This is a genomic window from Klebsiella sp. DY2415, from assembly GCF_026314315.1.
Lineage (GTDB): Bacteria > Pseudomonadota > Gammaproteobacteria > Enterobacterales > Enterobacteriaceae > Klebsiella > Klebsiella ornithinolytica.
In genome coordinates this window covers 1150653-1176697 of the sequence record NZ_CP111115.1, presented here as the reverse complement: position 1 = coordinate 1176697, position 26045 = coordinate 1150653, and the positions used below count along the sequence as shown (strand labels likewise).

Annotated in this window: 24 protein-coding genes and 5 tRNA genes; 9 read left to right on the top strand and 20 right to left on the bottom strand. The window is 56.3% G+C overall.

Annotation, left to right across the window (positions count from 1 at the left end; translation table 11 throughout):
- Window positions 1–54: 54 nt before the first annotated feature.
- The 9 genes from proV (at window position 55) to leuA (ending at window position 9946) form a co-directional block, all read left to right on the top strand.
- Window positions 55–1257 carry a glycine betaine/L-proline ABC transporter ATP-binding protein ProV gene (gene proV / locus OQV00_RS05605; protein ID WP_004866784.1) on the top strand — a complete coding sequence of 401 codons (1203 nt, stop codon included), beginning with the start codon at window positions 55–57 and terminating at the stop codon, window positions 1255–1257.
- Window positions 1250–2314, top strand: a complete 1065-nt coding sequence (proW, locus tag OQV00_RS05600) for a glycine betaine/L-proline ABC transporter permease ProW (protein ID WP_004866787.1) — start codon at window positions 1250–1252, stop codon at window positions 2312–2314. Before proV ends, proW begins: the two co-directional genes overlap by 8 nt.
- A 71-nt stretch (window positions 2315–2385) precedes the next feature.
- Window positions 2386–3384, top strand: a complete 999-nt coding sequence (gene proX, locus OQV00_RS05595) for a glycine betaine/L-proline ABC transporter substrate-binding protein ProX (protein WP_069476493.1) — start codon at window positions 2386–2388, stop codon at window positions 3382–3384.
- Window positions 3385–3591: 207 nt separating this feature from the next.
- Window positions 3592–4320, top strand: coding sequence for an AzlC family ABC transporter permease (locus tag OQV00_RS05590; RefSeq protein ID WP_015585890.1), 729 nt, complete (start codon window positions 3592–3594; stop codon window positions 4318–4320).
- Window positions 4310–4651, top strand: a complete 342-nt coding sequence (ygaH, locus tag OQV00_RS05585; protein ID WP_004866795.1) for an L-valine transporter subunit YgaH — start codon at window positions 4310–4312, stop codon at window positions 4649–4651. Before OQV00_RS05590 ends, ygaH begins: the two co-directional genes overlap by 11 nt.
- Before the next feature lie 84 nt (window positions 4652–4735).
- Window positions 4736–5266 carry a transcriptional repressor MprA gene (gene mprA, locus OQV00_RS05580; protein WP_004866799.1) on the top strand — a complete coding sequence of 177 codons (531 nt, stop codon included), beginning with the start codon at window positions 4736–4738 and terminating at the stop codon, window positions 5264–5266.
- A gap of 130 nt (window positions 5267–5396) precedes the next feature.
- Window positions 5397–6569 carry a multidrug efflux MFS transporter periplasmic adaptor subunit EmrA gene (gene emrA / locus OQV00_RS05575; RefSeq protein WP_004866802.1) on the top strand — a complete coding sequence of 391 codons (1173 nt, stop codon included), beginning with the start codon at window positions 5397–5399 and terminating at the stop codon, window positions 6567–6569.
- A 15-nt stretch (window positions 6570–6584) separates the two neighbouring features.
- Window positions 6585–8123 carry a multidrug efflux MFS transporter permease subunit EmrB gene (gene emrB, locus OQV00_RS05570; protein WP_004866805.1) on the top strand — a complete coding sequence of 513 codons (1539 nt, stop codon included), beginning with the start codon at window positions 6585–6587 and terminating at the stop codon, window positions 8121–8123.
- 146 nt (window positions 8124–8269) lie between these two features.
- Entirely contained in the window at window positions 8270–9946 is a 1677-nt protein-coding gene (gene leuA / locus OQV00_RS05565) for a 2-isopropylmalate synthase (protein WP_088402248.1), read from the top strand.
- Here leuA and OQV00_RS05560 read toward each other — a convergent pair.
- The 20 genes from OQV00_RS05560 to mltB form a co-directional block, all read right to left on the bottom strand.
- Window positions 9904–10692 (bottom strand): AraC family transcriptional regulator, encoded by a 789-nt coding sequence (locus tag OQV00_RS05560; protein WP_004866811.1) that lies wholly within the window; start codon window positions 10690–10692, stop codon window positions 9904–9906. The two genes, leuA and OQV00_RS05560, sit on opposite strands and share 43 nt — an antisense overlap.
- A gap of 51 nt (window positions 10693–10743) precedes the next feature.
- Window positions 10744–11259: an S-ribosylhomocysteine lyase gene (gene luxS, locus OQV00_RS05555; RefSeq protein ID WP_004866815.1), complete on the bottom strand. Its 516-nt coding sequence runs from the start codon at window positions 11257–11259 to the stop codon at window positions 10744–10746.
- Window positions 11260–11422: 163 nt separating this feature from the next.
- Window positions 11423–12979 carry a glutamate--cysteine ligase gene (gene gshA, locus OQV00_RS05550; protein ID WP_015585888.1) on the bottom strand — a complete coding sequence of 519 codons (1557 nt, stop codon included), beginning with the start codon at window positions 12977–12979 and terminating at the stop codon, window positions 11423–11425.
- Window positions 12980–13177: 198 nt separating this feature from the next.
- Complete coding sequence (locus OQV00_RS05545; protein WP_004866820.1) at window positions 13178–13606, bottom strand: YqaA family protein; 429 nt, start codon at window positions 13604–13606, stop codon at window positions 13178–13180.
- On the bottom strand, window positions 13603–14169 hold the full coding sequence (yqaB, locus tag OQV00_RS05540) for a fructose-1-phosphate/6-phosphogluconate phosphatase (RefSeq protein ID WP_004866822.1): 567 nt from the start codon (window positions 14167–14169) through the stop codon (window positions 13603–13605). The genes OQV00_RS05545 and yqaB overlap by 4 nt, the downstream gene beginning before the upstream one ends.
- A gap of 120 nt (window positions 14170–14289) precedes the next feature.
- Complete coding sequence (locus tag OQV00_RS05535) at window positions 14290–14604, bottom strand: BON domain-containing protein (protein WP_004866826.1); 315 nt, start codon at window positions 14602–14604, stop codon at window positions 14290–14292.
- A gap of 473 nt (window positions 14605–15077) precedes the next feature.
- Window positions 15078–15154: transfer RNA gene (locus OQV00_RS05530), tRNA-Arg, on the bottom strand.
- A 227-nt stretch (window positions 15155–15381) separates the two neighbouring features.
- A tRNA-Arg gene (locus tag OQV00_RS05525) sits at window positions 15382–15458 on the bottom strand.
- A gap of 225 nt (window positions 15459–15683) precedes the next feature.
- Window positions 15684–15760 (bottom strand) — tRNA-Arg (locus OQV00_RS05520).
- Between the two features lie 198 nt (window positions 15761–15958).
- Window positions 15959–16035 (bottom strand) — tRNA-Arg (locus tag OQV00_RS05515).
- A gap of 4 nt (window positions 16036–16039) precedes the next feature.
- Window positions 16040–16132: transfer RNA gene (locus tag OQV00_RS05510), tRNA-Ser, on the bottom strand.
- 323 nt (window positions 16133–16455) lie between these two features.
- A complete protein-coding gene (csrA, locus tag OQV00_RS05505) occupies window positions 16456–16641 on the bottom strand; it encodes a carbon storage regulator CsrA (RefSeq protein ID WP_000906486.1) in 186 nt (61 codons plus the stop codon).
- Window positions 16642–16879: 238 nt separating this feature from the next.
- Entirely contained in the window at window positions 16880–19507 is a 2628-nt protein-coding gene (gene alaS, locus OQV00_RS05500) for an alanine--tRNA ligase (protein ID WP_032718140.1), read from the bottom strand.
- Window positions 19508–19761: 254 nt separating this feature from the next.
- Window positions 19762–20262 carry a recombination regulator RecX gene (gene recX, locus OQV00_RS05495; protein WP_015585887.1) on the bottom strand — a complete coding sequence of 167 codons (501 nt, stop codon included), beginning with the start codon at window positions 20260–20262 and terminating at the stop codon, window positions 19762–19764.
- A 68-nt stretch (window positions 20263–20330) separates the two neighbouring features.
- The gene (recA, locus tag OQV00_RS05490; protein ID WP_004866835.1) at window positions 20331–21395 is read right to left on the bottom strand and encodes a recombinase RecA; all 1065 of its coding nucleotides are present in this window, start codon (window positions 21393–21395) and stop codon (window positions 20331–20333) included.
- 80 nt (window positions 21396–21475) lie between these two features.
- The gene (gene pncC / locus OQV00_RS05485) at window positions 21476–21973 is read right to left on the bottom strand and encodes a nicotinamide-nucleotide amidase (protein WP_004866836.1); all 498 of its coding nucleotides are present in this window, start codon (window positions 21971–21973) and stop codon (window positions 21476–21478) included.
- A gap of 138 nt (window positions 21974–22111) precedes the next feature.
- Window positions 22112–22990: a metal ABC transporter substrate-binding protein gene (locus OQV00_RS05480; RefSeq protein ID WP_004866838.1), complete on the bottom strand. Its 879-nt coding sequence runs from the start codon at window positions 22988–22990 to the stop codon at window positions 22112–22114.
- 9 nt (window positions 22991–22999) lie between these two features.
- Window positions 23000–23863, bottom strand: a complete 864-nt coding sequence (locus tag OQV00_RS05475) for a metal ABC transporter permease (RefSeq protein ID WP_004866839.1) — start codon at window positions 23861–23863, stop codon at window positions 23000–23002.
- Window positions 23860–24570, bottom strand: coding sequence for a metal ABC transporter ATP-binding protein (locus tag OQV00_RS05470; protein WP_162098167.1), 711 nt, complete (start codon window positions 24568–24570; stop codon window positions 23860–23862). The genes OQV00_RS05475 and OQV00_RS05470 overlap by 4 nt, the downstream gene beginning before the upstream one ends.
- A 201-nt stretch (window positions 24571–24771) precedes the next feature.
- Window positions 24772–25845, bottom strand: a complete 1074-nt coding sequence (mltB, locus tag OQV00_RS05465; RefSeq protein WP_004866842.1) for a lytic murein transglycosylase B — start codon at window positions 25843–25845, stop codon at window positions 24772–24774.
- Between the last annotated feature and the right edge of the window lie 200 nt (window positions 25846–26045).

Here is a 26045-nt window from a genome sequence, read left to right as displayed (position 1 = left end):
TCTCCACCAGGTACTATATTGACATAATACAAATAACAGGAAACTCTCTATTGCATGGCAATTAAATTAGAAATTAAGAATCTCTATAAGATATTTGGCGAGCATCCACAGCGAGCGTTCAAATATATTGAAAAAGGATTTACTAAAGAACAACTACTGGAAAAAACGGGACTTTCGCTTGGCGTAAAAGACGCCAGTCTGACCATTGAAGAAGGCGAGATATTCGTCATCATGGGGCTTTCCGGCTCAGGAAAATCCACCATGGTTCGCCTTCTCAATCGCCTGATTGAACCCACCCGCGGGCAGGTGCTGATAGATGGCGTCGATATCGCCAAAATCTCAGAAGCCGAGCTGCGTGAGGTGCGCAGAAAAAAGATCGCTATGGTATTTCAGTCATTTGCGCTGATGCCGCATATGACCGTGCTCGACAATGCCGCCTTTGGTATGGAGCTGGCGGGCATGTCGACCCAGGAGCGCCAGCAGAAAGCGCTGGAGGCGCTGCGTCAGGTCGGCCTGGAGAATTACGCGCATGCTTACCCGGATGAGCTCTCCGGCGGAATGCGCCAGCGCGTCGGCCTCGCCCGTGCGCTGGCCATCAACCCTGATATCTTATTAATGGACGAAGCCTTCTCGGCCCTTGACCCATTAATTCGTACAGAAATGCAGGATGAGCTGACAAAATTACAGGCGAAACATCAGCGTACCGTGGTATTTATTTCCCACGATCTTGATGAAGCCATGCGCATTGGCGATCGCATCGCCATCATGCAAAATGGCGAAGTCATTCAGGTCGGTACCCCGGATGAAATACTGAATAATCCCGCCAATGATTATGTCAAAACCTTCTTCCGCGGTGTCGATATTAGCCAGGTGTTCAGCGCTAAAGATATTGCCCGACGAAGCCCGGTAGGCTTAATTCGTAAAACGCCAGGTTTCGGTCCGCGTTCAGCATTGAAATTATTGCAGGACGAAGACCGTGAATATGGTTATGTGATTGAACGTGGTAATAAGTTTGTCGGTATTGTCTCTATTGATTCACTGAAATCCGCCTTGAGCGAAGGTCAGGGAATTGATGCGGCGTTACTCGCATCCCCGCAGGCGGTAGATGCGCAAACGTCGCTCAGCGACCTGCTCTCCCACGTCGGCCAGGCACCGTGCGCGGTTCCGGTTGTGGATGAAGGGCACCAGTACATCGGCATTATTTCTAAAGGAATGCTGCTGAAGGCTTTAGATCGCGAGGGGGCAAACAATGGCTGATCAATCTAACCCGTGGGATACCGCACCGGCGGCGGATAGCGCCGCACAATCTGCCGATGCCTGGGGCACCCCGGCATCCGCACCGACCGATGGCGGCGGTGCCGACTGGCTAAACAGCGCGCCGGCGCCGCAGCCGGAACATTTCAACATCATGGATCCGTTCCATAAAACGCTGATCCCGCTCGACAGCTGGGTGACGCACGGTATCGACTGGATCGTGGTGCACTTCCGCCCGCTGTTCCAGGGCATCCGTGTGCCGGTGGACTACATCCTCAGCGCTTTCCAGCAGCTGTTATTAGGCATGCCGGCACCGGTCGCCATTGTGCTGTTCGCGCTTATCGCCTGGCAAATCTCCAGCGTGGGGATGGGCGTAGCGACGCTGATCTCTCTGGTTGCGATCGGTGCCATCGGCGCCTGGTCGCAGGCGATGGTGACTCTGGCGCTGGTTCTGACCGCACTGCTGTTCTGTATGCTGATCGGCCTGCCGCTGGGGATCTGGCTGGCGCGTAGCCCACGAGCGGCGAAAATTATTCGCCCGCTGCTGGATGCCATGCAGACAACGCCGGCGTTCGTCTACCTGGTACCGATTGTCATGCTGTTCGGGATTGGTAACGTTCCAGGCGTGGTGGTGACTATTATCTTCGCCCTGCCGCCTATCGTCCGTTTGACCATCCTCGGGATTAACCAGGTGCCCGCGGACCTGATTGAGGCTTCGCGCTCGTTCGGCGCCAGCCCGCGTCAGCTGCTCTTTAAAGTGCAGCTTCCGCTGGCAATGCCGACCATCATGGCCGGGGTTAACCAGACGCTGATGCTGGCGCTGTCAATGGTGGTGATCGCCTCGATGATCGCCGTGGGCGGTCTTGGCCAGATGGTGCTGCGCGGGATCGGCCGCCTCGATATGGGGCTGGCGAGCGTCGGCGGCGTCGGGATCGTCATTCTGGCGATTATTCTCGACCGCCTGACCCAGGCCGTCGGCCGCGATTCCCGCAGCCGCGGCAACCGTCGCTGGTACGCAACCGGTCCTCTGGGGCTGATTACCCGCCCGTTCTGTAAATAGTCTTCTCATCGCCCGGCGGCACTGCACCTGCCGGGCCCGCAGCTCTCCCTTCTCATTCATAAGGAATAACGATGCGACATAACACGATTATTGCCACAACGTTTGCCACTCTGCTCGCCACCAGCGCTACCTGGGCAGCCGACCTACCGGGAAAAGGCATTACCGTCAAACCGATTCAAAGCACCATTACGGAAGAGACCTTCCAGACCCTGCTGGTGAGCCGCGCGCTGGAAAAACTGGGCTACACCGTCGATAAGCCCAGCGAAGTGGACTACAACGTTGGCTATACCTCGCTTGCCTCCGGCGACGCGACCTTCACCGCCGTCAACTGGCAGCCGCTGCATGACGATATGTACGCTGCCGCCGGTGGCGATAAAAGCTTCTATCGCGAAGGCGTTTTTGTTAACGGCGCGGCACAGGGCTACCTGATTGACAAAAAAACCGCCGAACAGTATCACATCAAATCCATCGATCAGCTGAAAGACCCGAAAATTGCCAAACTGTTCGACACCAACGGCGACGGTAAAGCCGATCTGACCGGTTGTACGCCGGGCTGGGGCTGCGAAGCGGTCATTAATCATCAGATTGATGCCTATGGCCTGAGCAAAACGGTGGTGCACAACCAGGGGAATTATGCGGCGATGATGGCCGATACCATTGCCCGCTTTAAAGAAGGTAAGCCGGTTATCTACTACACATGGACGCCGTACTGGGTCAGCGACGTGCTGAAGCCGGGCAAAGATGTCGTCTGGCTGCAGGTTCCGTTCTCCTCCCTGCCGGGAGTGCAGAAAAATATCGATACCAAACTGGCTAACGGCGCGAACTATGGCTTCCCGGTAAGCACGATGCACATCGTGGCCAACAAAGCCTGGGCAGAGAAAAACCCGGCGGCGGCAAAACTGTTTAGCATCATGAAACTACCGATTGCCGACATTAACGCCGAAAACGCCATGATGCATGAAGGTCATGCCTCAGAAGCGGATATTCAGGGTCACGTTGATGGCTGGATCAAAGCCCACCAGCAGCAGTTTGACGGCTGGGTGAAAGAAGCGCTGGCCGCGCAGAAGTAACCTGCCCTCAGGCCCGGAGGCAGCGCGCAGTCCGGGTACCTGAGCGCGCCACTCCGCTACCCCGGCGCGGCCGGGGTAACGTTCAGACGGTCCCACTCACCCGCCAGCGCCGTTTAACAAGGTGTCAAAGCGCCCCGCTCTCTGCTAAGGTAATCTCACCTGTTCAATCATGTGATATTCACGTGAGTTATCAATAAATAACGCGCTATGGAAAAACCTGCCCCTGCCAGTGAGGCCACGCTGCCTGAAGGGATTAAAGACAGCCTGCCGATTGTGATTAGCTACATTCCCGTGGCCTTCGCCTTTGGCCTGAACGCCACCCGACTCGGCTTCACGCCGCTGGAAAGCCTGTTCTTTTCCTGCATCATCTACGCCGGCGCCAGCCAGTTCGTCATTACCGCGATGCTCGCCGCAGGCAGCTCGCTGTGGGTGGCGGCCCTCACCGTGATGGCGATGGATGTGCGTCACGTTCTGTACGGCCCTTCGCTACGTAGCCGCATTCATCGCGCGCTGGATAAACGAAAAACCGCGCTCTGGGCTTTTGGCCTGACCGACGAAGTTTTCGCGGCGGCCACCGCAAAGCTGGTTCGCGACAACCGCCGCTGGAGCGAAAGCTGGATGCTCGGTATCGCCTTCACCTCCTGGATATCATGGGTGTTCGGCACGCTGATCGGCGCCTACTCCGGTAGCGGCCTGCTGGTCGGTTTTCCGGCGGTGGAAGCCGCGCTGAGCTTTATGCTACCCGCGCTGTTTATGAGCTTCTTACTGGCCTCGTTCCAGCGGAAACAGTCTCTCAGCGTGACGGCCGCCCTGGCCGGTGCCCTGGGCGGCATTATTCTGTTTTCTATTCCAGCGGCCATTCTCGCCGGGATTGTCTGCGGCTGTCTGGCCGCGCTGATTCAGGCCAGCATTCAGGGGATGCCCGATGAACAATAACGTGCTGATTATCGGGATAGTGGTCGGCTGCGTGAACTATCTGTTTCGCTATCTGCCGCTGCGCCTGCGCGCAGGAAACGCGCGCCCGACGCGACGCGGTCCGCTCAGCGTGCTGCTCGATACCATCGGCATCGCCTCCATCTGCGCCCTGCTGATCGTCTCCAGCGTGCCGGAAATCCTCAGCGATTCCAGACGGCTGCTGCCTACGTTGGTTGGATTCACGGTGTTGGGACTGGCGTTCTGGAAGACGCGCAGCATTATTATGCCCACGCTGCTGAGCGCGTTGGCCTATGGAATAGCATGGAAAATCACAACTTTTTTATACTTTTAAAGTATCAATTTTAGTCAATAATTGATTTGATTTATTTGTCACAATAGTTATTATATCGGCTGTAATTAATGAGGTCATACCCAAATGGATAGTTCGTTTACTCCCATTGAGCAAATGCTCAAGTTCCGCGCCAGCCGTCACGAAGATTTCCCTTTCCAGGAGATTCTGCTCACCCGCCTCTGTATGCACATGCAAGGTAAGCTACTGGAAAACCGCAATAAGATGCTGAAAGCGCAGGGGATTAACGAGACATTATTTATGGCGCTGATCACGCTGGAGTCTCAGGAAAACCACAGTATTCAGCCTTCTGAGCTGAGCTGCGCGCTGGGATCGTCACGGACCAACGCAACCCGTATTGCCGATGAACTGGAAAAACGCGGCTGGATTGAGCGTCGCGAAAGCGACAACGATCGCCGCTGCCTGCATCTGCAACTCACCGACAAAGGTCATCAGTTTTTGCGCGAAGTTTTACCGCCGCAGCACAACTGCCTGCATCAGCTCTGGTCTTCTCTGAGCACCAGCGAGAAAGACCAGCTCGAGCACATCACCCGCAAACTGCTTAGCCGCCTTGACCAGATGGAAGAGGATGGCGTACTGGCGGAGTCGCTGCGTTAAGCGCGGGAACTGCTCAAAACTTTTTCTGGATTGACAAGGAAAAACAGACAGGCCAGCAGATCATCTGCTGGCCTTTCTGATAAACAGGTCGGCTCAGCCGATGTGAAATAATAAGATCGTGGAGAATAACATGAGCGCAAATGCGGAGAGCCAAACCCCGCAGCAACCGGACAGCAAGAAGGGCAAACGCAAAGGCGCCCTTCTGCTACTGACATTGCTCTTTATTATTATTGCCGTGGCATACGGAGTTTATTGGTTTTTGGTACTGCGTCATTATGAAGAGACCGATGACGCTTACGTGGCAGGGAACCAGGTGCAAATCATGGCGCAGGTGTCCGGCAGCGTGACGAAAGTCTGGGCCGACAACACCGATTTCGTGCAGCAAGGCGACCCGCTGGTCACCCTGGACCAGACCGATGCCCAGCAGGCATTTGAAAAAGCGAAAACCCAGCTGGCCGCCAGCGTTCGCCAGACGCGTCAGCAGATGATCAACAGCAAACAGCTGCAGGCGAATATCGACGTCAAGAAAACGGCGCTCTCTCAGGCACAGACCGATCTCAATCGTCGTATCCCGCTGGGCGCCGCCAACCTGATTGGCCGCGAAGAGCTGCAGCACGCTCGCGATACCGTCGCCAGCGCCCAGGCCGAACTGGATGTCGCCATTCAGCAATTCAACGCTAACCAGGCTATCGTGCTGAATACCCGCCTGGAACAACAGCCGGCGGTTCTGCAGGCGGCGACGGATGTCCGCAACGCCTGGCTTGCGCTGCAGCGTACGCAAATCGTCAGCCCGATTAGCGGCTACGTTTCCCGTCGTGCCGTGCAGCCCGGCGCCCAGATTAGCCCCACCACGCCGCTGATGGCGGTCGTACCGGCCACCAATCTGTGGATCGACGCCAACTTTAAAGAGACTCAGCTGGCGCATATGCGCATCGGCCAGGAAGCGACCGTCATCAGCGATATTTACGGCGATGATGTGAAGTACACCGGCAAGGTCGTCGGGCTGGACATGGGGACCGGCAGCGCGTTCTCACTGCTGCCGGCACAAAACGCCACCGGTAACTGGATCAAAGTGGTCCAGCGTCTGCCGGTACGTATTGAGCTCGATGCCAAACAGCTGGCTGAACATCCGCTGCGTATTGGTCTTTCAACGCTGGTTGAAGTGAACACCACCAACCGCGACGGCGAAATGCTGGCTAACCAGACGCGCAAATCCCCGGTTTATGAAAGCAATGCCCGCGAAATCGCCCTTGAGCCGGTGAACAAACTGATCGACGGTATCATCCAGGCTAACGCGGGATAATTCGGAGTGAGCGTAATGCAACCGCAAAAACCGCTGGAAGGCGCGCAGCTGGTCATCATGACCATTGCGCTGTCGCTTGCGACCTTCATGCAGGTGCTGGACTCCACTATCGCCAACGTGGCCATTCCGACCATTGCCGGTAACCTTGGCTCATCGTTGAGCCAGGGGACCTGGGTTATCACCTCCTTCGGGGTGGCGAATGCTATCTCTATACCGATCACCGGCTGGCTGGCAAAACGCGTCGGGGAAGTGAAGCTGTTCCTGTGGTCGACGGTGGCGTTTGCCATCGCCTCCTGGGCCTGCGGGATGTCCAACAGCCTGACGATGCTGATTTTCTTCCGCGTGATTCAGGGGATCGTCGCCGGTCCGTTGATTCCGCTGTCGCAAAGTCTGCTGCTCAGCAACTATCCGCCCGCCAAACGTTCTATCGCGCTGGCGCTGTGGTCGATGACGGTGATCGTCGCGCCGATTTGCGGCCCTATTCTCGGCGGCTATATCAGCGACAACTACCACTGGGGCTGGATCTTCTTCATCAACGTACCGATTGGCATCGCGGTGGTGGTGATGACGCTGCAAACCCTGCGCAGTCGCGAAACCCGTACCGAACAGCGGCGGATTGACGGCGTCGGCCTGGCGCTGCTGGTGATCGGTATCGGCAGCCTGCAGGTGATGCTTGACCGCGGTAAAGAGCTGGACTGGTTCGCCTCCAACGAGATTATCGTGCTGACAATCGTCGCGGTGATCGCCATCAGTTTCCTGATCGTCTGGGAGCTGACCGACGACAACCCGATCGTCGACCTCTCGCTCTTTAAATCGCGAAACTTCACCATTGGCTGTCTGTGCATCAGTCTCGCCTACATGCTCTACTTCGGTGCTATCGTGCTGCTGCCGCAGCTGCTGCAGGAGGTGTATGGTTATACCGCCACCTGGGCCGGTCTGGCTTCCGCACCGGTGGGGGTAATCCCGGTTATCCTGTCGCCAATTATCGGCCGCTTTGCCCATAAGCTCGATATGCGCCGGCTGGTGACCTTCAGCTTTATCATGTACGCGGTGTGCTTCTACTGGCGCGCCTGGACTTTCGAGCCCGGCATGGACTTCGGCGCCTCGGCGTGGCCGCAGTTTATCCAGGGCTTCGCGGTGGCCTGCTTCTTTATGCCGCTGACCACCATCACCCTGTCCGGCCTGCCGCCGGAACGGCTGGCGGCGGCATCAAGCCTGTCGAACTTCACCCGTACGCTGGCAGGGTCAATAGGCACCTCGATTACCACCACCATGTGGACTAACCGCGAGGCGCTGCACCATGCGCAGCTCACCGAGTCGGTGACGCCCTATAATCCCAACGCCCAGCAGATGTATGACCAGCTGCAGGGATTAGGGATGACTCAACAGCAGGCGTCCGGCTGGATAGCGCAGCAGATAACTAACCAGGGGCTGATTATCTCCGCCAACGAAATCTTCTGGTTCTCGGCGGCGATCTTTATCCTGCTGCTGGGGCTGGTGTGGTTTGCCAGACCGCCGTTTAGCGCCGGGGGCGGCGGCGGCGGTGCGCACTAAGGTTTGACCTGAAGGGATCTGCGGATCCCTTTTTTATTGCCGGCGCTACGCCAACCTTGTCCAGTTCTCGCTAGTTTCTGTCCAGTTTGCTAAAGCAGCCCGCTCTGCGCTTCGGCAGGATAAAGATCCGACACAAGGAGAGAACTATGCTGACAAATCCCGGTGAAAAATATCGCCCCTGGCCGCCCATTTCCCTGCCCGACCGCCGCTGGCCGGACAACCCGATAACTCACGCGCCGCGCTGGCTCTCAACCGACCTGCGCGATGGCAACCAGGCGCTGGCCGAACCGATGGACGGCGCACGTAAGCTGCAGTTCTGGGATCTGCTGCTGGAGTGCGGATTTAAAGAGATTGAAGTCGCCTTCCCCTCGGCATCTCAGACCGACTTCAACTTCGTCCGCCAGCTGATTGAGGAACGGCGCATTCCAGAAGATGTCACCATCCAGGTGCTGACCCAGGCGCGAGAAGATCTTATCCTGCGAACCTTTGAATCGCTGCGCGGCGCCCATCGCGCCACCGTCCATCTGTACAACGCCACCGCCCCGCTGTTCCGCAAGCTGGTTTTCGGGATGGATAAAGCGCAGGTCATTGAGCTGGCAACCCGCGCCACTCGCCTGATTCGCCAGCAGTGTGAAGAGCAGCCGCAGACCCGCTGGCAGTATGAATACTCCCCGGAAACCTTCTGCTTTACCGAACCGGAATTTGCCCTGGATATCTGCGAAGCGGTAGCGGATATCTGGCAGCCCTGCGCACAACGACCGATGATTATCAACCTGCCAGCCACCGTCGAGGTCAGTACCCCGAACGTTTACGCTGACCAGATTGAGTTTTTCTGCCGCCATTTCTCCCGCCGGGCCGATGTCTGCATTAGCGTTCATCCGCATAATGACCGGGGGACCGGCGTTGCCAGCGCGGAGCTGGCGGTGATGGCCGGCGCCGACCGCGTAGAAGGCTGTCTGTTCGGCAACGGTGAGCGTACCGGTAACGTCTGTCTGGTCACCCTGGCCATGAACCTCTACAGCCAGGGGATTACGCCGCGGCTCAGCTTCCCGGAGATGAAACGGGTCGTGGAAGTGGTGGAGAATTGCAATCAGCTGCCGGTTCATCCTCGCCATCCGTGGGCCGGCAGCCTCGCCTACACCGCCTTTTCCGGTTCTCATCAGGATGCCATTAAGAAGGGATTCGATGCCCGTCAGCCCGGCGATCGTTGGGAGATGCCCTACCTGCCCGTCGACCCGCAGGACATCGGCTGTAGCTATGAAGCGGTTATCCGCGTCAACAGCCAGTCCGGTAAGAGCGGCAGCGCCTGGTTAATCGAACAGAATCACGGACTGAAGCTGCCCCGTGCGCTGCAGCAAGATTTCAGCCTGCACGTTCAGCAAGAGACCGATACGCATGGCAAAGAGATGACGCAGAATGCCCTCTGGCAGCTGTTCCGTTCCCGTTACGGGCTGGTTACTCAGCCACCGCTGGCGCTGCTGGAGTATAAAACTGACAGCCGACAGGACGGCCAGCTTGCGTTGCAGGGTACGCTGCGGGTCAACGGTGAGACGCGTCGCCTTCAGGGCCACGGTAATGGCCTGCTCTCCGCGGCCGCCAGCGGCCTCAGCGCGCTGCTGAAGCAAGCGTTCGTCATTAAGGACTACCACGAACATACTCTCGGTGAACGTAGCGACAGCCGTTCAGTGGCCTATATTCGCTGTATTTTCCCCAATGGCGACAGCCGCTGGGGCGTTGGAATCGATAATGACGTGGCGCGCGCCTCATTGCAGGCGCTGTGTCATGCGGTCGGCGCAGACGCGCAAGCCGGCGGACGGAAGTAATCGCTGGGGGCGACGCCCATCACCCGACGAAACATCGCGCTGAAGGCGCTATGGCTGCCATAGCCCAGATCGAGCGCCACCCGCAGCACCGATTGTCCCTGCGCCAGGCGAACCAGCGCTTCCATCAGTTTCGCCCGGCGCACCCATTCACTCCAGGTGAGCGTGGTCTGCTGCTGAAAATGGCGGTTGAGCGTGCGTTCGCTCATATTGCTCTCTTTCGCCGCCTGCTGGCTGCTCCAGGCTTGTCCCGGCATTTCCCGCACCTTGTGACATAAACGGCGCAGCGCCTCGCTCCGGGGCTCCAGCAGGCCAAATGGCAGCACCGCCATACCGCGAATCTCATCGAGAATGAGTTCATAAATGCGCTCATCGCGACTGCCGGGTTGATAGCGCTCCGCCAGGGCCAGCGAGGTGACGATCAGCTCACGCAGCAGCGGAGTGATCTGCACGATCTGGCACGAAGACGGCAGATCGGCCCGGGCGAGCGGATCGATAAACAGCGTGCGGGCCGCGACCTGTCCGGTGACACGCAGCGCGTGGGGCGTACCTGCCGGCAGCCAGACGCCGCGTCCGGGCGGGACAACCCAGTAGCCCACCGGCGTGTCAACCCGCACCACGCCGCTGAGAATATGCAGCAGCTGGGCGCAGTCATGCTGATGCCACGGTTCGCTATCACCGTGAGCGTAATCATGGGCAAATGGCACAAGGGCGCGGTGTTGAAACGAGAAGGTGAGGGTCGTCGACATAGCGGCGCAGGAATAGCGGCCCGGCGGAAATCGCCGGACCGACAATAAGCACTAGATGTGCAGTTCTTGCAGGGTTTCTTTCGGCAGGGCCAGCTCATCGTTACTGTTGATGCGCACATCGCGCTCGATGATATGGCGTGCGATCTCCTGAGCTTCTTCCAGCGAGTGCATAGTATAGGTACCGCACTGGTAGACGTTCAGTTCCGGGATCTGCTTCTGATCTTTCACTTTCAGCACATCGGCCATCGCCGCTTTCCAGGCGTCGGCTACACGCTGCTCATCCGGCGTACCAATCAGGCTCATATAGAAGCCCGTACGGCAGCCCATCGGAGAGATGTCGATAATTTCCACACCATTGCCGTTCAGGTGGTCGCGCATAAAGCCCGCGAACAGGTGCTCAAGAGTATGAATCCCTCTTTCCGGCATCACTTCCTGGTTTGGTACGCAAAAACGCAGATCGAAAACGGTAATTTCATCGCCGTGCGGCGTGTTCATTTTCTTCGCAACGCGCACCGCCGGTGCTTCCATGCGGGTATGGTCGACTGTGAAACTATCTAACAACGGCATTCTTCACCTCCGATAGTGATTTTTTTTAAAATAAAATGAACTCTTCTTACACCCGCGAGTCTGAGTATATGAAAGACGCGCATTTATTATCATCATCATCCCTGAATCAGAGATGAAAGTTTGGCCACATTGATGTGGCCTTTTTCTTTTGTACCGCTTTTTGCTACGCGTGTCTTGCTAACAGGGCTTCAAACGGCTCGCTATCTTCCGCTTCCACCTTCTGCTGGCGCATCACTGAAGCTTCACGTTCAGCGATAAAATCATCTTCACGCAAAATTTCCAGCGGCTCTTCCCGCAGCATCGTACGATATCGATCGGCCAGCTCCCTACCGGTGCCGCCAATCCCCTCTTCAAGCATAGAACGCAGAATGCGGGCTGAGAAAGTTAATTCCGGATCGTCGAAGCTGGCAACCAGCTCATCACAAACCTGCTGGTAGGCTTCGCCACCGTGGATGCTATCTAACGTCTGCGCCACGCGGCGCAAATCACGGAACAGATCTTTACCCACTTGAGCCAGCGGGAACTGCGCGCTTTCGCAGCCGATACCCAGCGTCAGCCCCGGCTTACGGCCTTCCAGAATCACGCGATTCCAGTTGGTGCGCGTACACAGCAGCTCATCGCTGCTCATTTCCGGCGCATCGGCCAGCACGCACCAGACCATAAACAGGTCGAGGAAACGCACCTGCTGCTCGTCAACGCCAATCGGCGAGAACGGGTTGATATCCAGCGAGCGGACTTCGATATATTCAATACCGCCGCGCAGCAGCGCGTCGGAAGGCGTCTCACCGCTGCGGGTCACACGCTTCGGCCGAATTGGCGCGTAGAGTTCGTTCTCAATCTGCAGAATATTGCTGTTGATTTGCAGATGCTTGCCATCTTTCTCGAGGCCAATCCGGGCATACTCTTCCGACGGCGTTTTAATCGCCCGCTTCAATCCTGCCACATACTCGTGGAGATCGTTAAACGTAATCCCGAGATTGCTTTGCGACTTATTGGTATAACCCAGATCGCTCAGGCGCAGCGAGGTCGCATAAGGCAGGTAGTACATACCATTTTCCGCTTTCTCAAACGGCAGCGTCGTCGGTTTGCCCTGCAGGAACGAAGAGCAGATAGCCGGAGAGGCGCCGAACAGGTATGGGATCACCCAACCGAAGCGGTAATAGTTACGAATTGAACGGAAATAGCCGGCGGAAATCGCCTCTTTGCCGCTTTCCGCATCGTCAACGCCGCACTTCGCCTGCCAGAAAGCCATCGGCAGCGAGAAGTTATAGTGCACGCCGGAGATAGTTTGCATCAGCGCGCCATAGCGGTTCTTCAACCCCTCGCGGTACAGCGTTTTCAGACGGCCAATATTCGAGGTGCCATACTGCGCCAGTTCGATATCCTGACCAGGAGCAATATAGCAAGGCATGCTCAGTGGCCACATCCGCTCATCGCCCAGTTGACGAGCGGTATAGCGATGAACATCGCGCATAAAGGTGAGCATATGCTGAATGTCGCCATCAACCGGCGTAATAAACTCCAGCAGCGCTTCAGCAAAGTCGGTAGTAATCCATTTATGGGTCAGCGCCGAGCCAAGGGCCTGAGGGTGACCGGTCGTCGCCAGTGAGCCATCGGCATTGACGCGCAGCGTTTCACGCTCAAGACCACGTTGGATACCCTGAAGAGCCTGTGGATTTTTTTCCAGCCAGGCCAGCGCCTGTGATACATCCGGGATCAATTTGACCTCCCGCCTGTCGAAATCGTTTGAATAAGCATAATTGTAATGGTGACCATACAGGTTATCCCAGAAGACGTTACTGTTGCCGGTTCCGCGCGCGAAAACCGGATCGCACTGGCAGTACGTGCGGATTTCGGGCACAGCCGAGGTGTAAAATAACCGGTAACACGGCCTGTCGGGATAGTCTTAGTTCCACAATTAGTGCCACCACGTCATGCCCTGAAGCGTTACCACCGCAATGACGATATAGCGTAACGCTTTACCAAGGCATAAGAAAAAAAGTACCGGCCCCCAGGAGATGCGCATCCATCCCGCCAGCAGACACAGTAAATCGCCGATGACCGGCGCCCAGCTTAATAATAATGTGACCGCGCCGTAGCGCTTTAACCAGCCGGTTGCTTTTTCCTGCCAGCGCGATGTTTTGCGCAGCGGAAACAGGCGCCCCAGAATAACGTTAGTTACCCCTCCAAGGCTATTGCCGATTGTTGCTATTAATACCAGGGCCCACGGTTGGCTTGCCCCCGTAAGTAGCATAGCAACCAGCACAACTTCCGAATTGCCGGGAAGTAATGTGGCGCTCAAAAAACTACTGGCAAACAGCGATATCAGCGACAGTGCGTCGCTCACAGCAGCCGAACGTCCACGGCATCCATCCCCGCACGCTTCGCCGCCTGCAGACCAAAATCAGCATCTTCAAAGACGACGCATGTTTCCGGCGCGACGCCCATGCGCTCCGCGCACAGCAGGAAGGTATCGGGCGCGGGTTTATGATTCTGGACATGATCGGCGGCAATCACCGCCGCAAAGTAGTGACGCAGGCCGAGGTGCGCCAGCAGCGCCTCAGCGACGGCGCTTTCGCTGCCGGTCCCGACCGACATCGGACGACGCCCGTGCCATGCCTTCACAACGTCTATCAACGGTAAGGGACGCACGCTGTCCAGCAGCATGGCCTTCACGGCCACGGTTTTTTCCTCCGCCAGACGGTGAGGATCTAAATCAGCGTGATTCAGTTCGATAATCGCCTGGGCTATACGCCAGGTCGGAGAACCATTGAGCGCGACCATCGCCTGCTCGTCGAAACGCATTCCGTAACGGCCCAGAACCTCGTGCCACGCTTTACGATGCGTCGGTTCGGTATCAAGGATGGTGCCATCCATATCAAAGATCAGTCCTGCGTAACGTTCGTACATCGTGTTCTCACAAACCGGGTAAGAAAACGTTACTTTATCGCAAAAGGCGCATGTTGTCGCGGCCAGCGCCTCAGGCAATAAAGGCGCCTTCGGGCGCCTTTATGTGACTCATATCATGATTTATTTGATTTTTAAATCGTTCTCAACCAAACGAACGCCCTGCACTCTGCGGGTGACTTCCACCGCGCGGCTGGCGTCCTTCGCTGATGAGACAAAACCACTCAACTGAACACGTCCTTTAAAGGTCTGTACGCTAATTTCAGAAGACTTAATATCTTTTTCGTTAAACAGCGCCGTTTTAACCTTCGTGGTGACGACGGTATCGTCAATATAGCCACCGGTACTTTCCTTTGTGGGCGATCCCGCACAGCCAGCTAACGATACGGCTACCAGAAGCGTCGCACAAAACGCAGGTATTGCTTTGAACCATTTCATGGATTTCTCTCCTTGCACTCATCTCACCCAAATCAGGCCGATACATACGGGTAAATTATAGTGGAAAGAGTCACTTGCCAATAAAAAAAGATCGCTCAGCATCGTTGAAAGAGATCCGCCGCCTGAATGGTCCAGGCCGCTTTTGCCAGAAAAGGCAGGCACAGAACGGATAAACGGTTTGGGGTTTTAAGAAAAAGGAGAAACTGAAGAAGATGGTGCATCCAGGAGGATGACTCGTTTTACTCACCCTGCGGGCCGTTGCTCACGCAACGTTATCCTCCCTGGTACTGGCGATAATTTCGCAGACCATGAAGCGATAAATTTAATGTGAATCTGGAGAAGATGGTGCATCCGGCAGGATGACTCGTTTTACTCACCCTACGGGCCGTTGCTCACGCAACGTTATCCTCCCTGGTGCTGGCGATGATTTCGCAGACCATGAAGCGATAAATTTGATGTAAATCTGGAGAAGATGGTGCATCCGGGAGGATTCGAACCTCCGACCGCTCGGTTCGTAGCCGAGTACTCTATCCAGCTGAGCTACGGATGCATCAGGGAGAACTGCTTTACTACATTGTCTTCCCTGGTGCTGACGATTATCTCGCAGACCATGAAATAACAGTTCCGCTGTCATTTCGGAGAAGATGGTGCATCCCCGGGAGGATGACTCACTTCGCTCGCCCTGTGGGCCGTTGCTTACGCAACGTTATCCTCCCTGGTACTGGCGATTATTTCGCAGACCATGAAATAACAGTTCCGCTGTCATTTCGGAGAAGATGGTGCATCCGGGAGGATTCGAACCTCCGACCGCTCGGTTCGTAGCCGAGTACTCTATCCAGCTGAGCTACGGATGCATCAGGGAGAACTGCTTTACTACATTGTCTTCCCTGGTGCTGACGATTATCTCGCAGACCATGAAATAACACTTTCGTTGTTATCTCGGAGAAGATGGTGCATCCGGGAGGATGACTTACTTCGCTCGCCCTATGGGCCGTTGCTTACGCAACGTTATCCTCCCTGGTACTGGCGATTATCTCGCAGACCGTGAAATAACAGTTCCGCTGTCATTTCGGAGAAGATGGTGCATCCGGGAGGATTCGAACCTCCGACCGCTCGGTTCGTAGCCGAGTACTCTATCCAGCTGAGCTACGGATGCATCAGGGAGAACTACTTTACTACGCGTCAGTGTCACATCTAACACTTGCCACACTGAGTAAGATGGTGCATCCAGGAGGATGATTCGGCTTTCGCCTCGCCCTACGGGCCGTTGCTAATGCAACGTTATCCTTCCTGGTGCTTGCGGTTATTACCGCTACCCCAACCACCTCTTCATTGCTGAAGAAATGGGAAAATATGGTGCATCCGGGAGGATTCGAACCTCCGACCGCTCGGTTCGTAGCCGAGTACTCTATCCAGCTGAGCTACGGATGCAAAATGGCGGTGAGGCGGGGATTCGAACCCCGGATGCAGCTTTTGACCGCATACTCCCTTAGCAGGGGAGCGCCTTCAGCCTCTCGGCCACCTCACCACACGCCTCTTACGAGTGCTTCGAAGAACTTGTTTCTGCTCTTCGTCGCTGCGATGGCGCACATATTACTTTCTGGTACTTATAAGTCAAACAATTTTTCGAGACCTTTTTCCGTTTGCACACTTACCGCGCAATTAGCCTGCAAAAACGGCAAAAAGAGTGTTTTATCAACAGGAATTCAGGGCTTTCGGCCAGCGGCAGGCAAAAGATAAATGTCGCGATCGATAGGCAATAAACAAAAATGGGAGAGAGCAGAAGAAGAAAAGTCAGAAAGAAGGACGGGAGCGGGGATGCGCCTCACGGAATCGCGAGGCGCGAAAACCTTAGTAACTGGACTGCTGGGATTTTTCAGCCTGGATACGCTGGTAGATCTCTTCACGATGCACGGAGACTTCTTTAGGGGCATTAACGCCAATACGTACCTGGTTACCCTTAACCCCTAAAACTGTCACAGTGACCTCATCTCCAATCATGAGGGTCTCACCAACTCGACGAGTCAGAATCAGCATTCTTTGCTCCTTGAAAGATTAAAAGAGTCGGGTCTCTCGTATCCCGGCATTATCCATCATATAACGCCAAAAAGTAAGCGATGACAAACACCTTACGGTGTAAGCAGTCACGGCATCACATTCTGTTAAACCTAAGTTTAGCCGATATACACAACTTCAACCCGACTTTATCGTTATCAGTGCTTCTCTCGCAAGCTACCGTTATCCAGGGATAACGGTAGCTATGCATTTATAGTTATTACAGTTTTGCGCTGACCCAGCCTTTCACACTGGCTAACGCTGCAGGGAGAGCAGACGCGTCGGTACCGCCGGCCTGAGCCATATCCGGACGACCGCCCCCTTTGCCACCCACCTGCTGGGCGACCATTCCAACCAGCTCCCCTGCTTTCACGCGATCTGTCACATCCTTAGACACACCGGCAATCAGAGAAACCTTACCATCCGCCACCGTGGCTAACACAACGACCGTAGAACCGAGTTGGTTTTTCAGGTCATCAACCATGGTACGCAGCATTTTCGGCTCAACGCCGGCCAGCTCGCTGACCAGCAATTTGACGCCGTTAATCTCTTCTGCTTTGCTGGAGAGGTTTGCGCTCTCCTGCGCCGCCGCCTGCTCTTTCAGCTGCTGCAGCTCTTTTTCCAGTACGCGAGTACGTTCCAGCGCGGCACGCACTTTATCGCCAAGGTTATGGCTGTCGCCCTTCAGCAACTGTGCGATATCGCCCAGCAGATCGCTCTGCGCATGCAGATACGCAATTGCGCCTTCGCCGGTCACTGCCTCGATACGGCGAACGCCCGCAGCGGTACCGGATTCAGAGGTAATACGGAACAGGCCAATATCACCGGTACGTGAAGCGTGAGTACCGCCGCACAGCTCGGTGGAGAAATCGCCCATGCTCAGTACGCGAACGCGATCGTCATATTTCTCACCGAACAGCGCCATCGCACCAGACTCTCGCGCCGCATCGATATCCATGATGTTGGTTTCAACCGGCAGGTTGCGACGGATCTGAGCATTGACCAGATCTTCCACCGCGCGAATCTCTTCCGGCTTCATGGCTTCGAAGTGAGAGAAGTCAAAGCGCAGCGCTTTGTCATTCACCAGCGAGCCTTTCTGCGCCACATGCGTACCCAGAACCTGACGTAATGCCGCATGCATCAGGTGAGTTGCCGAGTGGTTCAGACGAATACGCTGACGGCGAGCCCGATCGACATCAGCCTCCAGCGCATCGCCCACTTTCAGCGTGCCGTGGCTCAGTTTACCAATATGACCAATGGCCTGGCCGTATTTCTGCGTATCGTTGACCGCGAAGGAGAAACCGGCGCCTTTCAGTTCGCCTTTATCGCCCACCTGGCCACCGGATTCTGCGTAGAACGGCGTTTGATCCAGAATGACAACCGCTTCCTGGCCCGCAGTCACGGCATCAACGGCTTTGCCATCGATGAACAGTGCGGTCACTTTCGCATTCAGCTCCAGGTGGTCGTAGCCTTTAAATTCAGAAGCGCCGTCAACGCGAATCATCGCATTGTAGTCTGCGCCAAAGCCACTGGACTCACGCGCACGACGACGCTGCTCTTCCATTGCGGCCTCAAAGCCTGCTTCGTCGACTTTAATATTGCGCTCGCGGCAAACGTCGGCGGTCAGGTCAACCGGGAAACCATAGGTGTCATACAGACGGAAAGCGGTTTCGCCATCCAGCGTATCGCCCTTCAGCTTGCTCAGCTCTTCATCCAGCAGCGCCAGACCTCGCTCCAGCGTACGAGCGAACTGCTCTTCTTCGGTTTTCAGCACATGCTCAACCTGAGCCTGCTGCTGCTTCAGCTCTTCACCGGCGGCGCCCATGACATCAATCAGCGGAGCAACCAGTTTCCAGAAGAAGGTCTCCTTCGCACCCAGCATGTTGCCATGACGCACGGCACGACGAATGATACGACGCAGCACGTAGCCACGGTTTTCATTCGACGGGATTACGCCGTCGGCAATCAGGAATGCGCAGGAACGAATATGGTCAGCGATAACGCGCAGCGATTTGTTCGTCAGGTCGGTTGCGCCGGTGACTCTCGCGACGTTCTCAATCAGAGTGCGGAACAGGTCGATATCATAGTTGGAGTTGACGTGCTGCAGAACGGCAGCAATACGCTCCAGGCCCATACCGGTGTCGACAGACGGCTTCGGCAGCGGCTCCATGGTGCCGTCGGCCTGACGGTTAAACTGCATGAAGACGATGTTCCAGATCTCAATGTAGCGATCGCCGTCTTCTTCCGGGCTTCCCGGAGGGCCGCCCCAGATGTGGTCACCGTGGTCGAAGAAGATTTCGGTACACGGACCGCACGGCCCGGTATCGCCCATCTGCCAGAAGTTGTCAGAAGCGAACGCCGCGCCTTTATTATCGCCAATGCGGATAATACGCTCACGTGGAACGCCGACCTCATTCGCCCAGATATCGAAAGCTTCGTCATCGGTTTCGTAAACGGTCACCCACAGTTTATCTTTCGGCAGCGCGAACCAGTTTTCCCCGGTCAGCAGTTCCCATGCGTATTTGATGGCATCCTGCTTGAAGTAGTCGCCGAAGCTGAAGTTACCCAGCATTTCAAAGAAAGTGTGGTGACGCGCGGTGTAACCGACGTTTTCCAGATCGTTGTGTTTACCACCCGCACGAACGCAACGCTGCGCGGTCGTCGCGCGAGAATAATGGCGTTTGTCGAGACCCAGGAAAACATCCTTGAACTGGTTCATCCCGGCGTTGGTAAACAGCAGGGTCGGGTCGTTATGCGGCACCAGGGAGCTGCTCGCAACGACCTGGTGTCCCTTGCTATGGAAAAAATCGAGAAACGCCTGACGGATCTCAGCAGTGCTCTTGCTCATAATTATCCTGAAATCAAGCTATACACTTCACCTTTCACGCCGCCTCTACGCGGGCTGCGCTCGTTCACCCCGACCACGTACCTCTGTACGCTCCAGGTGACTCACTCTCCTGCCGCCTTGACGCAGCGCGAATGATTTTGTGTATAAGGAATAATCGTCGTGGGCGCTGATTGCCTGTTAACAGCCAGCGACCGGACGGAATAAAGTGGGAATAAGATAAGTTTTCTTTACTGGGAAGTAAAATACCCGATGGGTCAATCTGCAAAATTTCGCCAGATTTCCTGAATATCTTCCATCAGGTAGCCACGGTACAGCAAAAACCGCTGGATTTTGACTTTATCGGCAAATGTCGTCGGGAGCGGTTCGCCATACTTACGCTGCGCCTGCTCTTTCGCCAGCGCGGCCCAGTCAATATCGCACTCGCGCATCGCGCTTTCGCTAACGTCGCGGGGAATACCTTTCTGATTGAGCTCCTGGCGGATACGCGCCGGGCCATATCCTTTGCGGCTACGGCTGCCAATAAACTGGCGAACAAAGCGACCGTCGTCAAGGTAGCGGTTCTCAATGCACCAGGCGACAACGGTGTCTACCTCTTCCGGCGTGACGTCCAGCGTCTCCGGGCCATTTTTTCCCAGTACCGGAGCAGCGAGTTTACGCCGCAGCTCCTGTTCGCTATGGTCGCGCATCGCCAGGATACGGATTGCGCGGTCCAGCAGGCGGGCATAGCCGGAACGGCGGGATGAAGGTTCAGTCACGGGCACCTCGACAATCAAAAAGCAAAAGGGCCGCATTCGCAGCCCTTCGTTATCTTTCGATGAGATTATCAGAAATCTTCGTGGGTTTCTTCTGCACCCGCACCGTTACCGTCAACCACGAAGTCCGGTGTGGAATCCTGGTTATTCAGCAGCAGCTCACGCACTTTTTTCTCAATCTCTTTTGCCGCAGCCGGGTTATCTTTCAGCCAGGAGATAGCATTTGCTTTACCCTGGCCAATCTTATCGCCGTTGTAGCTGTACCATGCGCCCGCTTTCTCGATCAGCTTCTCTTTCACGCCCAGGTCAACCAGTTCGCCGTAGAAGTTAATACCTTCGCCGTAAAGAATCTGGAACTCAGCCTGTTTGAACGGCGCGGCGATTTTGTTTTTCACGACTTTGACGCGGGTTTCGCTGCCGATGACGTTATCGCCATCTTTTACCGCACCGATACGACGGATATCGAGACGCACAGAGGCGTAGAATTTCAGCGCGTTACCGCCGGTGGTGGTTTCCGGGTTACCGAACATCACGCCAATTTTCATACGAATCTGGTTAATGAAGATCAGCAGCGTATTGGACTGCTTCAGGTTACCGGCCAGCTTACGCATCGCCTGGCTCATCATACGCGCCGCGAGGCCCATGTGAGAGTCGCCGATTTCGCCTTCGATTTCCGCTTTCGGCGTCAGCGCCGCCACGGAGTCGACAACGATAACGTCTACGGCACCCGAGCGCGCCAGCGCGTCACAGATTTCCAGCGCCTGCTCGCCGGTGTCCGGCTGAGAGCACAGCAGGTTGTCGATGTCGACGCCCAGCTTACGCGCATAAACAGGATCCAGCGCGTGCTCTGCATCGATAAATGCACAGGTTTTACCTTCACGCTGCGCGGCGGCGATAACCTGCAGGGTCAGTGTCGTTTTACCGGACGATTCAGGCCCGTAGATTTCGACGATACGGCCCATCGGCAAACCGCCGGCGCCCAGGGCGATATCCAGGGAAAGCGAACCGGTGGAGATAGTTTCCACGTCCATGGAACGGTCTTCACCCAGGCGCATGATGGAGCCTTTGCCGAACTGTTTTTCAATCTGGCCTAGTGCTGCCGCCAACGCTTTCTGTTTGTTTTCGTCGATAGCCATTTTTACTCCTGTCATGCCGGGTGAAACCGGGTGGTGAATTCTGTTCTGTTGAGGCAATTATACTGTATAGTCATACAGTATCAAGTATTTTGTAGAAATTGTTGCCAGAGGAGATTTAGCGCATAAGCCGTTGCCTGACGACGCACCGCCTCCCGGTCTCCGGCAAAACATTCACGCCGGGTCACGCCCTGCCCGTTCGCACAGGCCACGCCAAACCACACCGTTCCGACAGGTTTTTCCTCGCTGCCGCCATCCGGTCCGGCGATGCCGCTCACCGAAATAGCATAGGTGGCGCGCGCAGCGCGCAGCGCGCCAACGGCCATCTCAACCACCACCGGCTCGCTCACCGCGCCATGGCCGAGGAGCGTAACCTCGCTGACGCCGATCATCTGCGATTTGGCTTCATTGCTGTAGGTCACGAACCCGCGTTCAAACCATGCTGAACTGCCGGCGATGTCGGTGAGCACTTTCGCGACCCAACCGCCGGTACAGGACTCTGCCGTGGTCACCGTCGCACCGCGAGCTTTTAATGCCAGCCCGACCTGCTCACTCAGTTGCTTTAATTCAGAATCTGTCATTAGCGCCCCGTTTAAGCCAGATAAAGAGGCCATCAAAGATAGCACTTTCAGCACAGATATGGGGATGAGGTCATCAATTTACGAGGGGGCTTCCGAAAATGAGCGGCCCCGACGGCGTCGGGACCGTTAACGCGCGCGTTACTTCATGCTGGCGGCGATCAGCTCGACGTTATGGCGTAACATTTTCACGTAGCTATCCGCCACGCCGCCCGGTTTCGAGAGCGCTTCCGGATAGAGCTCCCCGCCCGGCTGTGCGCCAGTCGCGGCCGCAATTTGTTTCACCAGACGCGGATCGAGCTGGTTTTCCATAAACCAGGTGTGGACGCCGTCGGCCTTAATTTGTTGAATCAGTGCCGCCACCTGCGCCGCGCTGGCTTCGCTTTCTGACGACAGCCCCTGTGGTGCCAGGAAGGTCACGCCATAGGCGCGGCCAAAGTAGCCAAACGCATCATGGCTGGTGAGCACTTTGCGTTTTGCCAGCGGAATTGCCGTAAACTGTTTTTTTGCCCAACCGTCGATCTCCGTCAGTTGGCCGATGTAGCGCTGCCCGGATGCCTCCAGCGCAGCCTTATCCTGCGGATCGGCTTTGATCAGGCCGTTGAGAATATTTTGCGCATAAATCGCGCCGTTAGCGGCGCTGTTCCACGCATGAGGGTCAGTAACCGTTTTCCCCTCCTCATTGAGCGTGTGCGTTTTTACCCCGGTAGAGGCCACCACCAGCTCACCTTTAAAACCCGAAGCTTTGATTAATCTGTCGACCCAGCCTTCCAGTCCCAGACCATTAACCACCACCACATCGGCTTTGCTCAGCAAAGCGCTATCCTGCGGCGAAGGTTCAAAGGTATGCGGATCGCCGTCCGGTCCCACCAGCGTATCAACATGCACATGTTCGCCCCCCACCTGCTGCACCATATCGCCCAGCACTGAAAAACTACTCACCACGTTGAGCGTTTTTGCCATCGCCCCCTGCGTTGCGAGGCCTAACGCCAGCGCCAGAATGACTGCGGTACGTTTCATCATATTTCCTTACCCCATTAATTTACGCCAGCTGACGACCAGTCGGCTGCGCGTGCCAAAAAACACCGAAATAAAAAAGATCCCGCTGGCGGTCAGTACGATGGACGGCCCGGCCGGTAAATTCGCGGTCCACGACAGGCTTAACCCCATCCAGGCACAAAAGCCGCCTATCAGCGCCGCCAGCAGCAAGGTTCCGGGCAAGGTTCGCGCCCAGCAGCACGCCGCTACCGCCGGCAGCATCATCACGCCAACCGCCATCAGCGTCCCCAGCACCTGGAACCCGGCGACCAGATTGAGCACCAGCAGCGCCAGGAACAGACCGTGCAGCAGCGCCGGGAGCCGCGGGTGGTTAACCTGCAGCCAGGCGCTATCAAAGGCTTCGCTGACCAGTCCACGATAAAGCAGCGCGATGCAGAGCAGCGTCAGGCTGGCCACCCCGCTGACAAACAGCGCAGCGTCGTTATCCACCGCCAGAATCGAGCCAAACAGTAGATGCAGCAGATCAACGCTGGAGCCGCGAAGCGACACCAGCGTCACTCCCAGTGCCAGTGACCCGAGGTAAAACCCGGCAAAACTGGCATCCTCTTTCAACGGCGTGCGTCGGCTGACCCAGCCCGCCACCAGCGCCACGGCAATTCCGGCGATAAACCCGCCGATAGTCATTGCCAGCAGCGACATGCCGCTCACCAGGTAGCCCACCGCCACGCCGGGTAAAATTGCGTGCGACAGCGCGTCGCCCATCAGACTCATTCGTCGCAGCAGTAAGAAGACGCCAAGCATGGTCGTGCTCAGAGAGAGCGCGAGGCACACCAGCAGCGCGCGGCGCATAAAGCCGAATTCAATGAAGGGCTGAAAAAAGGTATGCCAGATCATGCCAGCCTCGCAGAGCCGAAGGCGGGCAGCACATCGTCGGTGTTACCCCAGCGAGCGCGCTGCGGTTCCAGCAGCAGCGTTTCCGGGAAATATTCAGCGACGCGCTGGTTATCATGCAGCACCGCCAGTACCGTCTGCCCCTGTTGATGCATCTCAAGGATCAGCCCCATCAGCTCGCGGCTGGTTGCTTCATCAATCCCGGTAAAGGGTTCATCCAGCATAACCAGCGGCGCCTGCTGCACGATAACTCTGGCGAACAGCATGCGCTGGAACTGCCCGCCGGAGAGCGCCTCAATCGGCGTTTTCGCCATTGATGTCAGCCCCACGCGCTCCAGCGCGGCGCCGATACGCCGCCGGAACTCGCTGCGGATCCCCCCCAGTAAAGAGACATGCGGCCAGGCCCCCTGACTCACCACGTCCTGTACCGTCAGCGGAAACTGCGATTCGAGGGCATGGCGCTGCGCCAGCCAGCCAATTACCGGACGCGAAACCGTCCAGCGCAGCCTGCCGCTGACCGGAGGAATAAAGCCGGCCAGCGTTTTCAACAGCGTTGATTTACCGCAGCCGTTCAGGCCGACAATGGCCGTCATGCTGCCTGCCGCAATAACGCCGCTCAGGGCCGGCGTAATAGCCAGTTCTTCGTAACCGGCTACCAGATGATCCAGTTCAATCATGGCAGGGTTACCGCCCACCAGGTCGCCAGCCACAGGAGCGCCAGCAGCACACAGGCTATTCCTACGCGTACCGCTGCGGATGTCATAAAAAGAGAAGTCACAGCCTTATCCAATTAATATGTTATAACGTAACAATATTGGATTGACGGAAAAATGTAAATCAGCGTCAACGGCGGGAAATGCTGCAAAATGTAACAGAACTCCCCTCACGACGAGGGGAGTATCAGGGAAGGGTTACTGTCCGCGGGCCTGAGAAACGGCCAGACCCAGCTGCCAGACGGCCATCGCGTAGTGGGTACTGTGGTTATAGCGGGTAATGGTGTAGAAGTTCGGCAGACCATACCAGTACTGGTAACCGGTTCCGATGTCCAGACGCAGCAGGCTGGCCTGCTGATGGTTGCCTAGTGGTTGCGTCGGCGTCAAACCTGCCGCCGTAAGCTGCGAAATGCTGTAGTTGGTTTTGAAGCCATTCTCCAGACCCGGCGCCTGACCCAGCGCCTGTACCGCAACCTGATCGCCACTCACCCAGCCGTGCTGTTTGAAATAGTTCGCCACACTGCCAATCGCGTCCACCGGATCCCACAGATTAATGTGCCCGTCGCCGTTAAAGTCCACCGCATACTGTTTATAAGAAGACGGCATAAACTGACCGTAACCCATTGCTCCGGCGAAAGATCCTTTCAGGTTTAACGGGTCATCTTGCTCGCTGCGCGCCATCAGCAGGAAGGTTTCCAGCTCACCGGAGAAATAGTCGGCGCGACGCGGGTAGCTAAACGACAGCGTCGCCAGGGCGTCGAGAATGCGGGTTTTGCCCATCACGCGACCCCAGCGGGTTTCTACGCCAATAATGCCGACAATAATTTCCGGCGGCACGCCGTACACCTGCCAGGCGCGGTTCAGCGCATCCTGATACTGGTTCCAGAATACGACGCCGTTCTGCACGTTATCCGGAGTAATAAACTGTTTTTTGTAACGCAGCCAGGCGCCGTTAGGTCCTGACGGCGGCAGTCCGCTCGGCGCCTGGCGGTCCATCAGGCGCAGGACGTAATCCAGGCGTTTCGCCTGGGAAAGGATCTCATGCAGCTGCTGTCTGTCGAAGCCATGCTTGCTCACCATTTTATCGATGAACTGCTCCGCCGCCGGGTTGTTAGCGAAATCGCCTCCCATCTCCATCACATTGTGCTGCGGCTCCAGCAAAAAACCGCCGCCTCCCGCCGTCTGGGGTTCTGCGGTGGTTTTAGGTTTGCTGCTACAGGCAGCGAGGAGAACACACAGGGGAAGTAAAGCCAGATAGCGACGCTTCAACATGGGACATCCGTTTAACAAATTTGGCAAAGGATAATTATGGTAAAGCATGCGGCCGTCAACAAGGAAGCGGCAATGTATTTGCGGACAAAATAGTCCCGCCAGCACCGCCCTTTCCGGTTCATTATCTACCCGTTCATCTCCCCTTTGCCTCGGTTAGCATTCCCCTTCATCACGCACAAACTTTCAAAATAAAATATTTA

What these genes read in the sequence shown, in the direction of transcription:
- recA (WP_004866835.1), bottom strand. Translation starts at nt 21,395, where the DNA reads ATGGCTATCGACGAAAACAAACAGAAAGCGTTGGCGGCAGCACTAGGC.
- ygaH (WP_004866795.1), top strand. Translation starts at nt 4,310, where the DNA reads ATGAACAATAACGTGCTGATTATCGGGATAGTGGTCGGCTGCGTGAAC.
- luxS (WP_004866815.1), bottom strand. Translation starts at nt 11,259, where the DNA reads ATGCCGTTGTTAGATAGTTTCACAGTCGACCATACCCGCATGGAAGCA.
- emrA (WP_004866802.1), top strand. Translation starts at nt 5,397, where the DNA reads ATGAGCGCAAATGCGGAGAGCCAAACCCCGCAGCAACCGGACAGCAAG.
- OQV00_RS05535 (WP_004866826.1), bottom strand. Translation starts at nt 14,604, where the DNA reads ATGAAATGGTTCAAAGCAATACCTGCGTTTTGTGCGACGCTTCTGGTA.
- OQV00_RS05590 (WP_015585890.1), top strand. Translation starts at nt 3,592, where the DNA reads ATGGAAAAACCTGCCCCTGCCAGTGAGGCCACGCTGCCTGAAGGGATT.
- alaS (WP_032718140.1), bottom strand. Translation starts at nt 19,507, where the DNA reads ATGAGCAAGAGCACTGCTGAGATCCGTCAGGCGTTTCTCGATTTTTTC.
- proX (WP_069476493.1), top strand. Translation starts at nt 2,386, where the DNA reads ATGCGACATAACACGATTATTGCCACAACGTTTGCCACTCTGCTCGCC.
- mprA (WP_004866799.1), top strand. Translation starts at nt 4,736, where the DNA reads ATGGATAGTTCGTTTACTCCCATTGAGCAAATGCTCAAGTTCCGCGCC.
- csrA (WP_000906486.1), bottom strand. Translation starts at nt 16,641, where the DNA reads ATGCTGATTCTGACTCGTCGAGTTGGTGAGACCCTCATGATTGGAGAT.
- emrB (WP_004866805.1), top strand. Translation starts at nt 6,585, where the DNA reads ATGCAACCGCAAAAACCGCTGGAAGGCGCGCAGCTGGTCATCATGACC.
- leuA (WP_088402248.1), top strand. Translation starts at nt 8,270, where the DNA reads ATGCTGACAAATCCCGGTGAAAAATATCGCCCCTGGCCGCCCATTTCC.
- mltB (WP_004866842.1), bottom strand. Translation starts at nt 25,845, where the DNA reads ATGTTGAAGCGTCGCTATCTGGCTTTACTTCCCCTGTGTGTTCTCCTC.
- pncC (WP_004866836.1), bottom strand. Translation starts at nt 21,973, where the DNA reads ATGACAGATTCTGAATTAAAGCAACTGAGTGAGCAGGTCGGGCTGGCA.
- yqaB (WP_004866822.1), bottom strand. Translation starts at nt 14,169, where the DNA reads ATGTACGAACGTTACGCAGGACTGATCTTTGATATGGATGGCACCATC.
- proV (WP_004866784.1), top strand. Translation starts at nt 55, where the DNA reads ATGGCAATTAAATTAGAAATTAAGAATCTCTATAAGATATTTGGCGAG.
- OQV00_RS05475 (WP_004866839.1), bottom strand. Translation starts at nt 23,863, where the DNA reads ATGATCTGGCATACCTTTTTTCAGCCCTTCATTGAATTCGGCTTTATG.
- OQV00_RS05560 (WP_004866811.1), bottom strand. Translation starts at nt 10,692, where the DNA reads ATGTCGACGACCCTCACCTTCTCGTTTCAACACCGCGCCCTTGTGCCA.
- OQV00_RS05480 (WP_004866838.1), bottom strand. Translation starts at nt 22,990, where the DNA reads ATGAAACGTACCGCAGTCATTCTGGCGCTGGCGTTAGGCCTCGCAACG.
- proW (WP_004866787.1), top strand. Translation starts at nt 1,250, where the DNA reads ATGGCTGATCAATCTAACCCGTGGGATACCGCACCGGCGGCGGATAGC.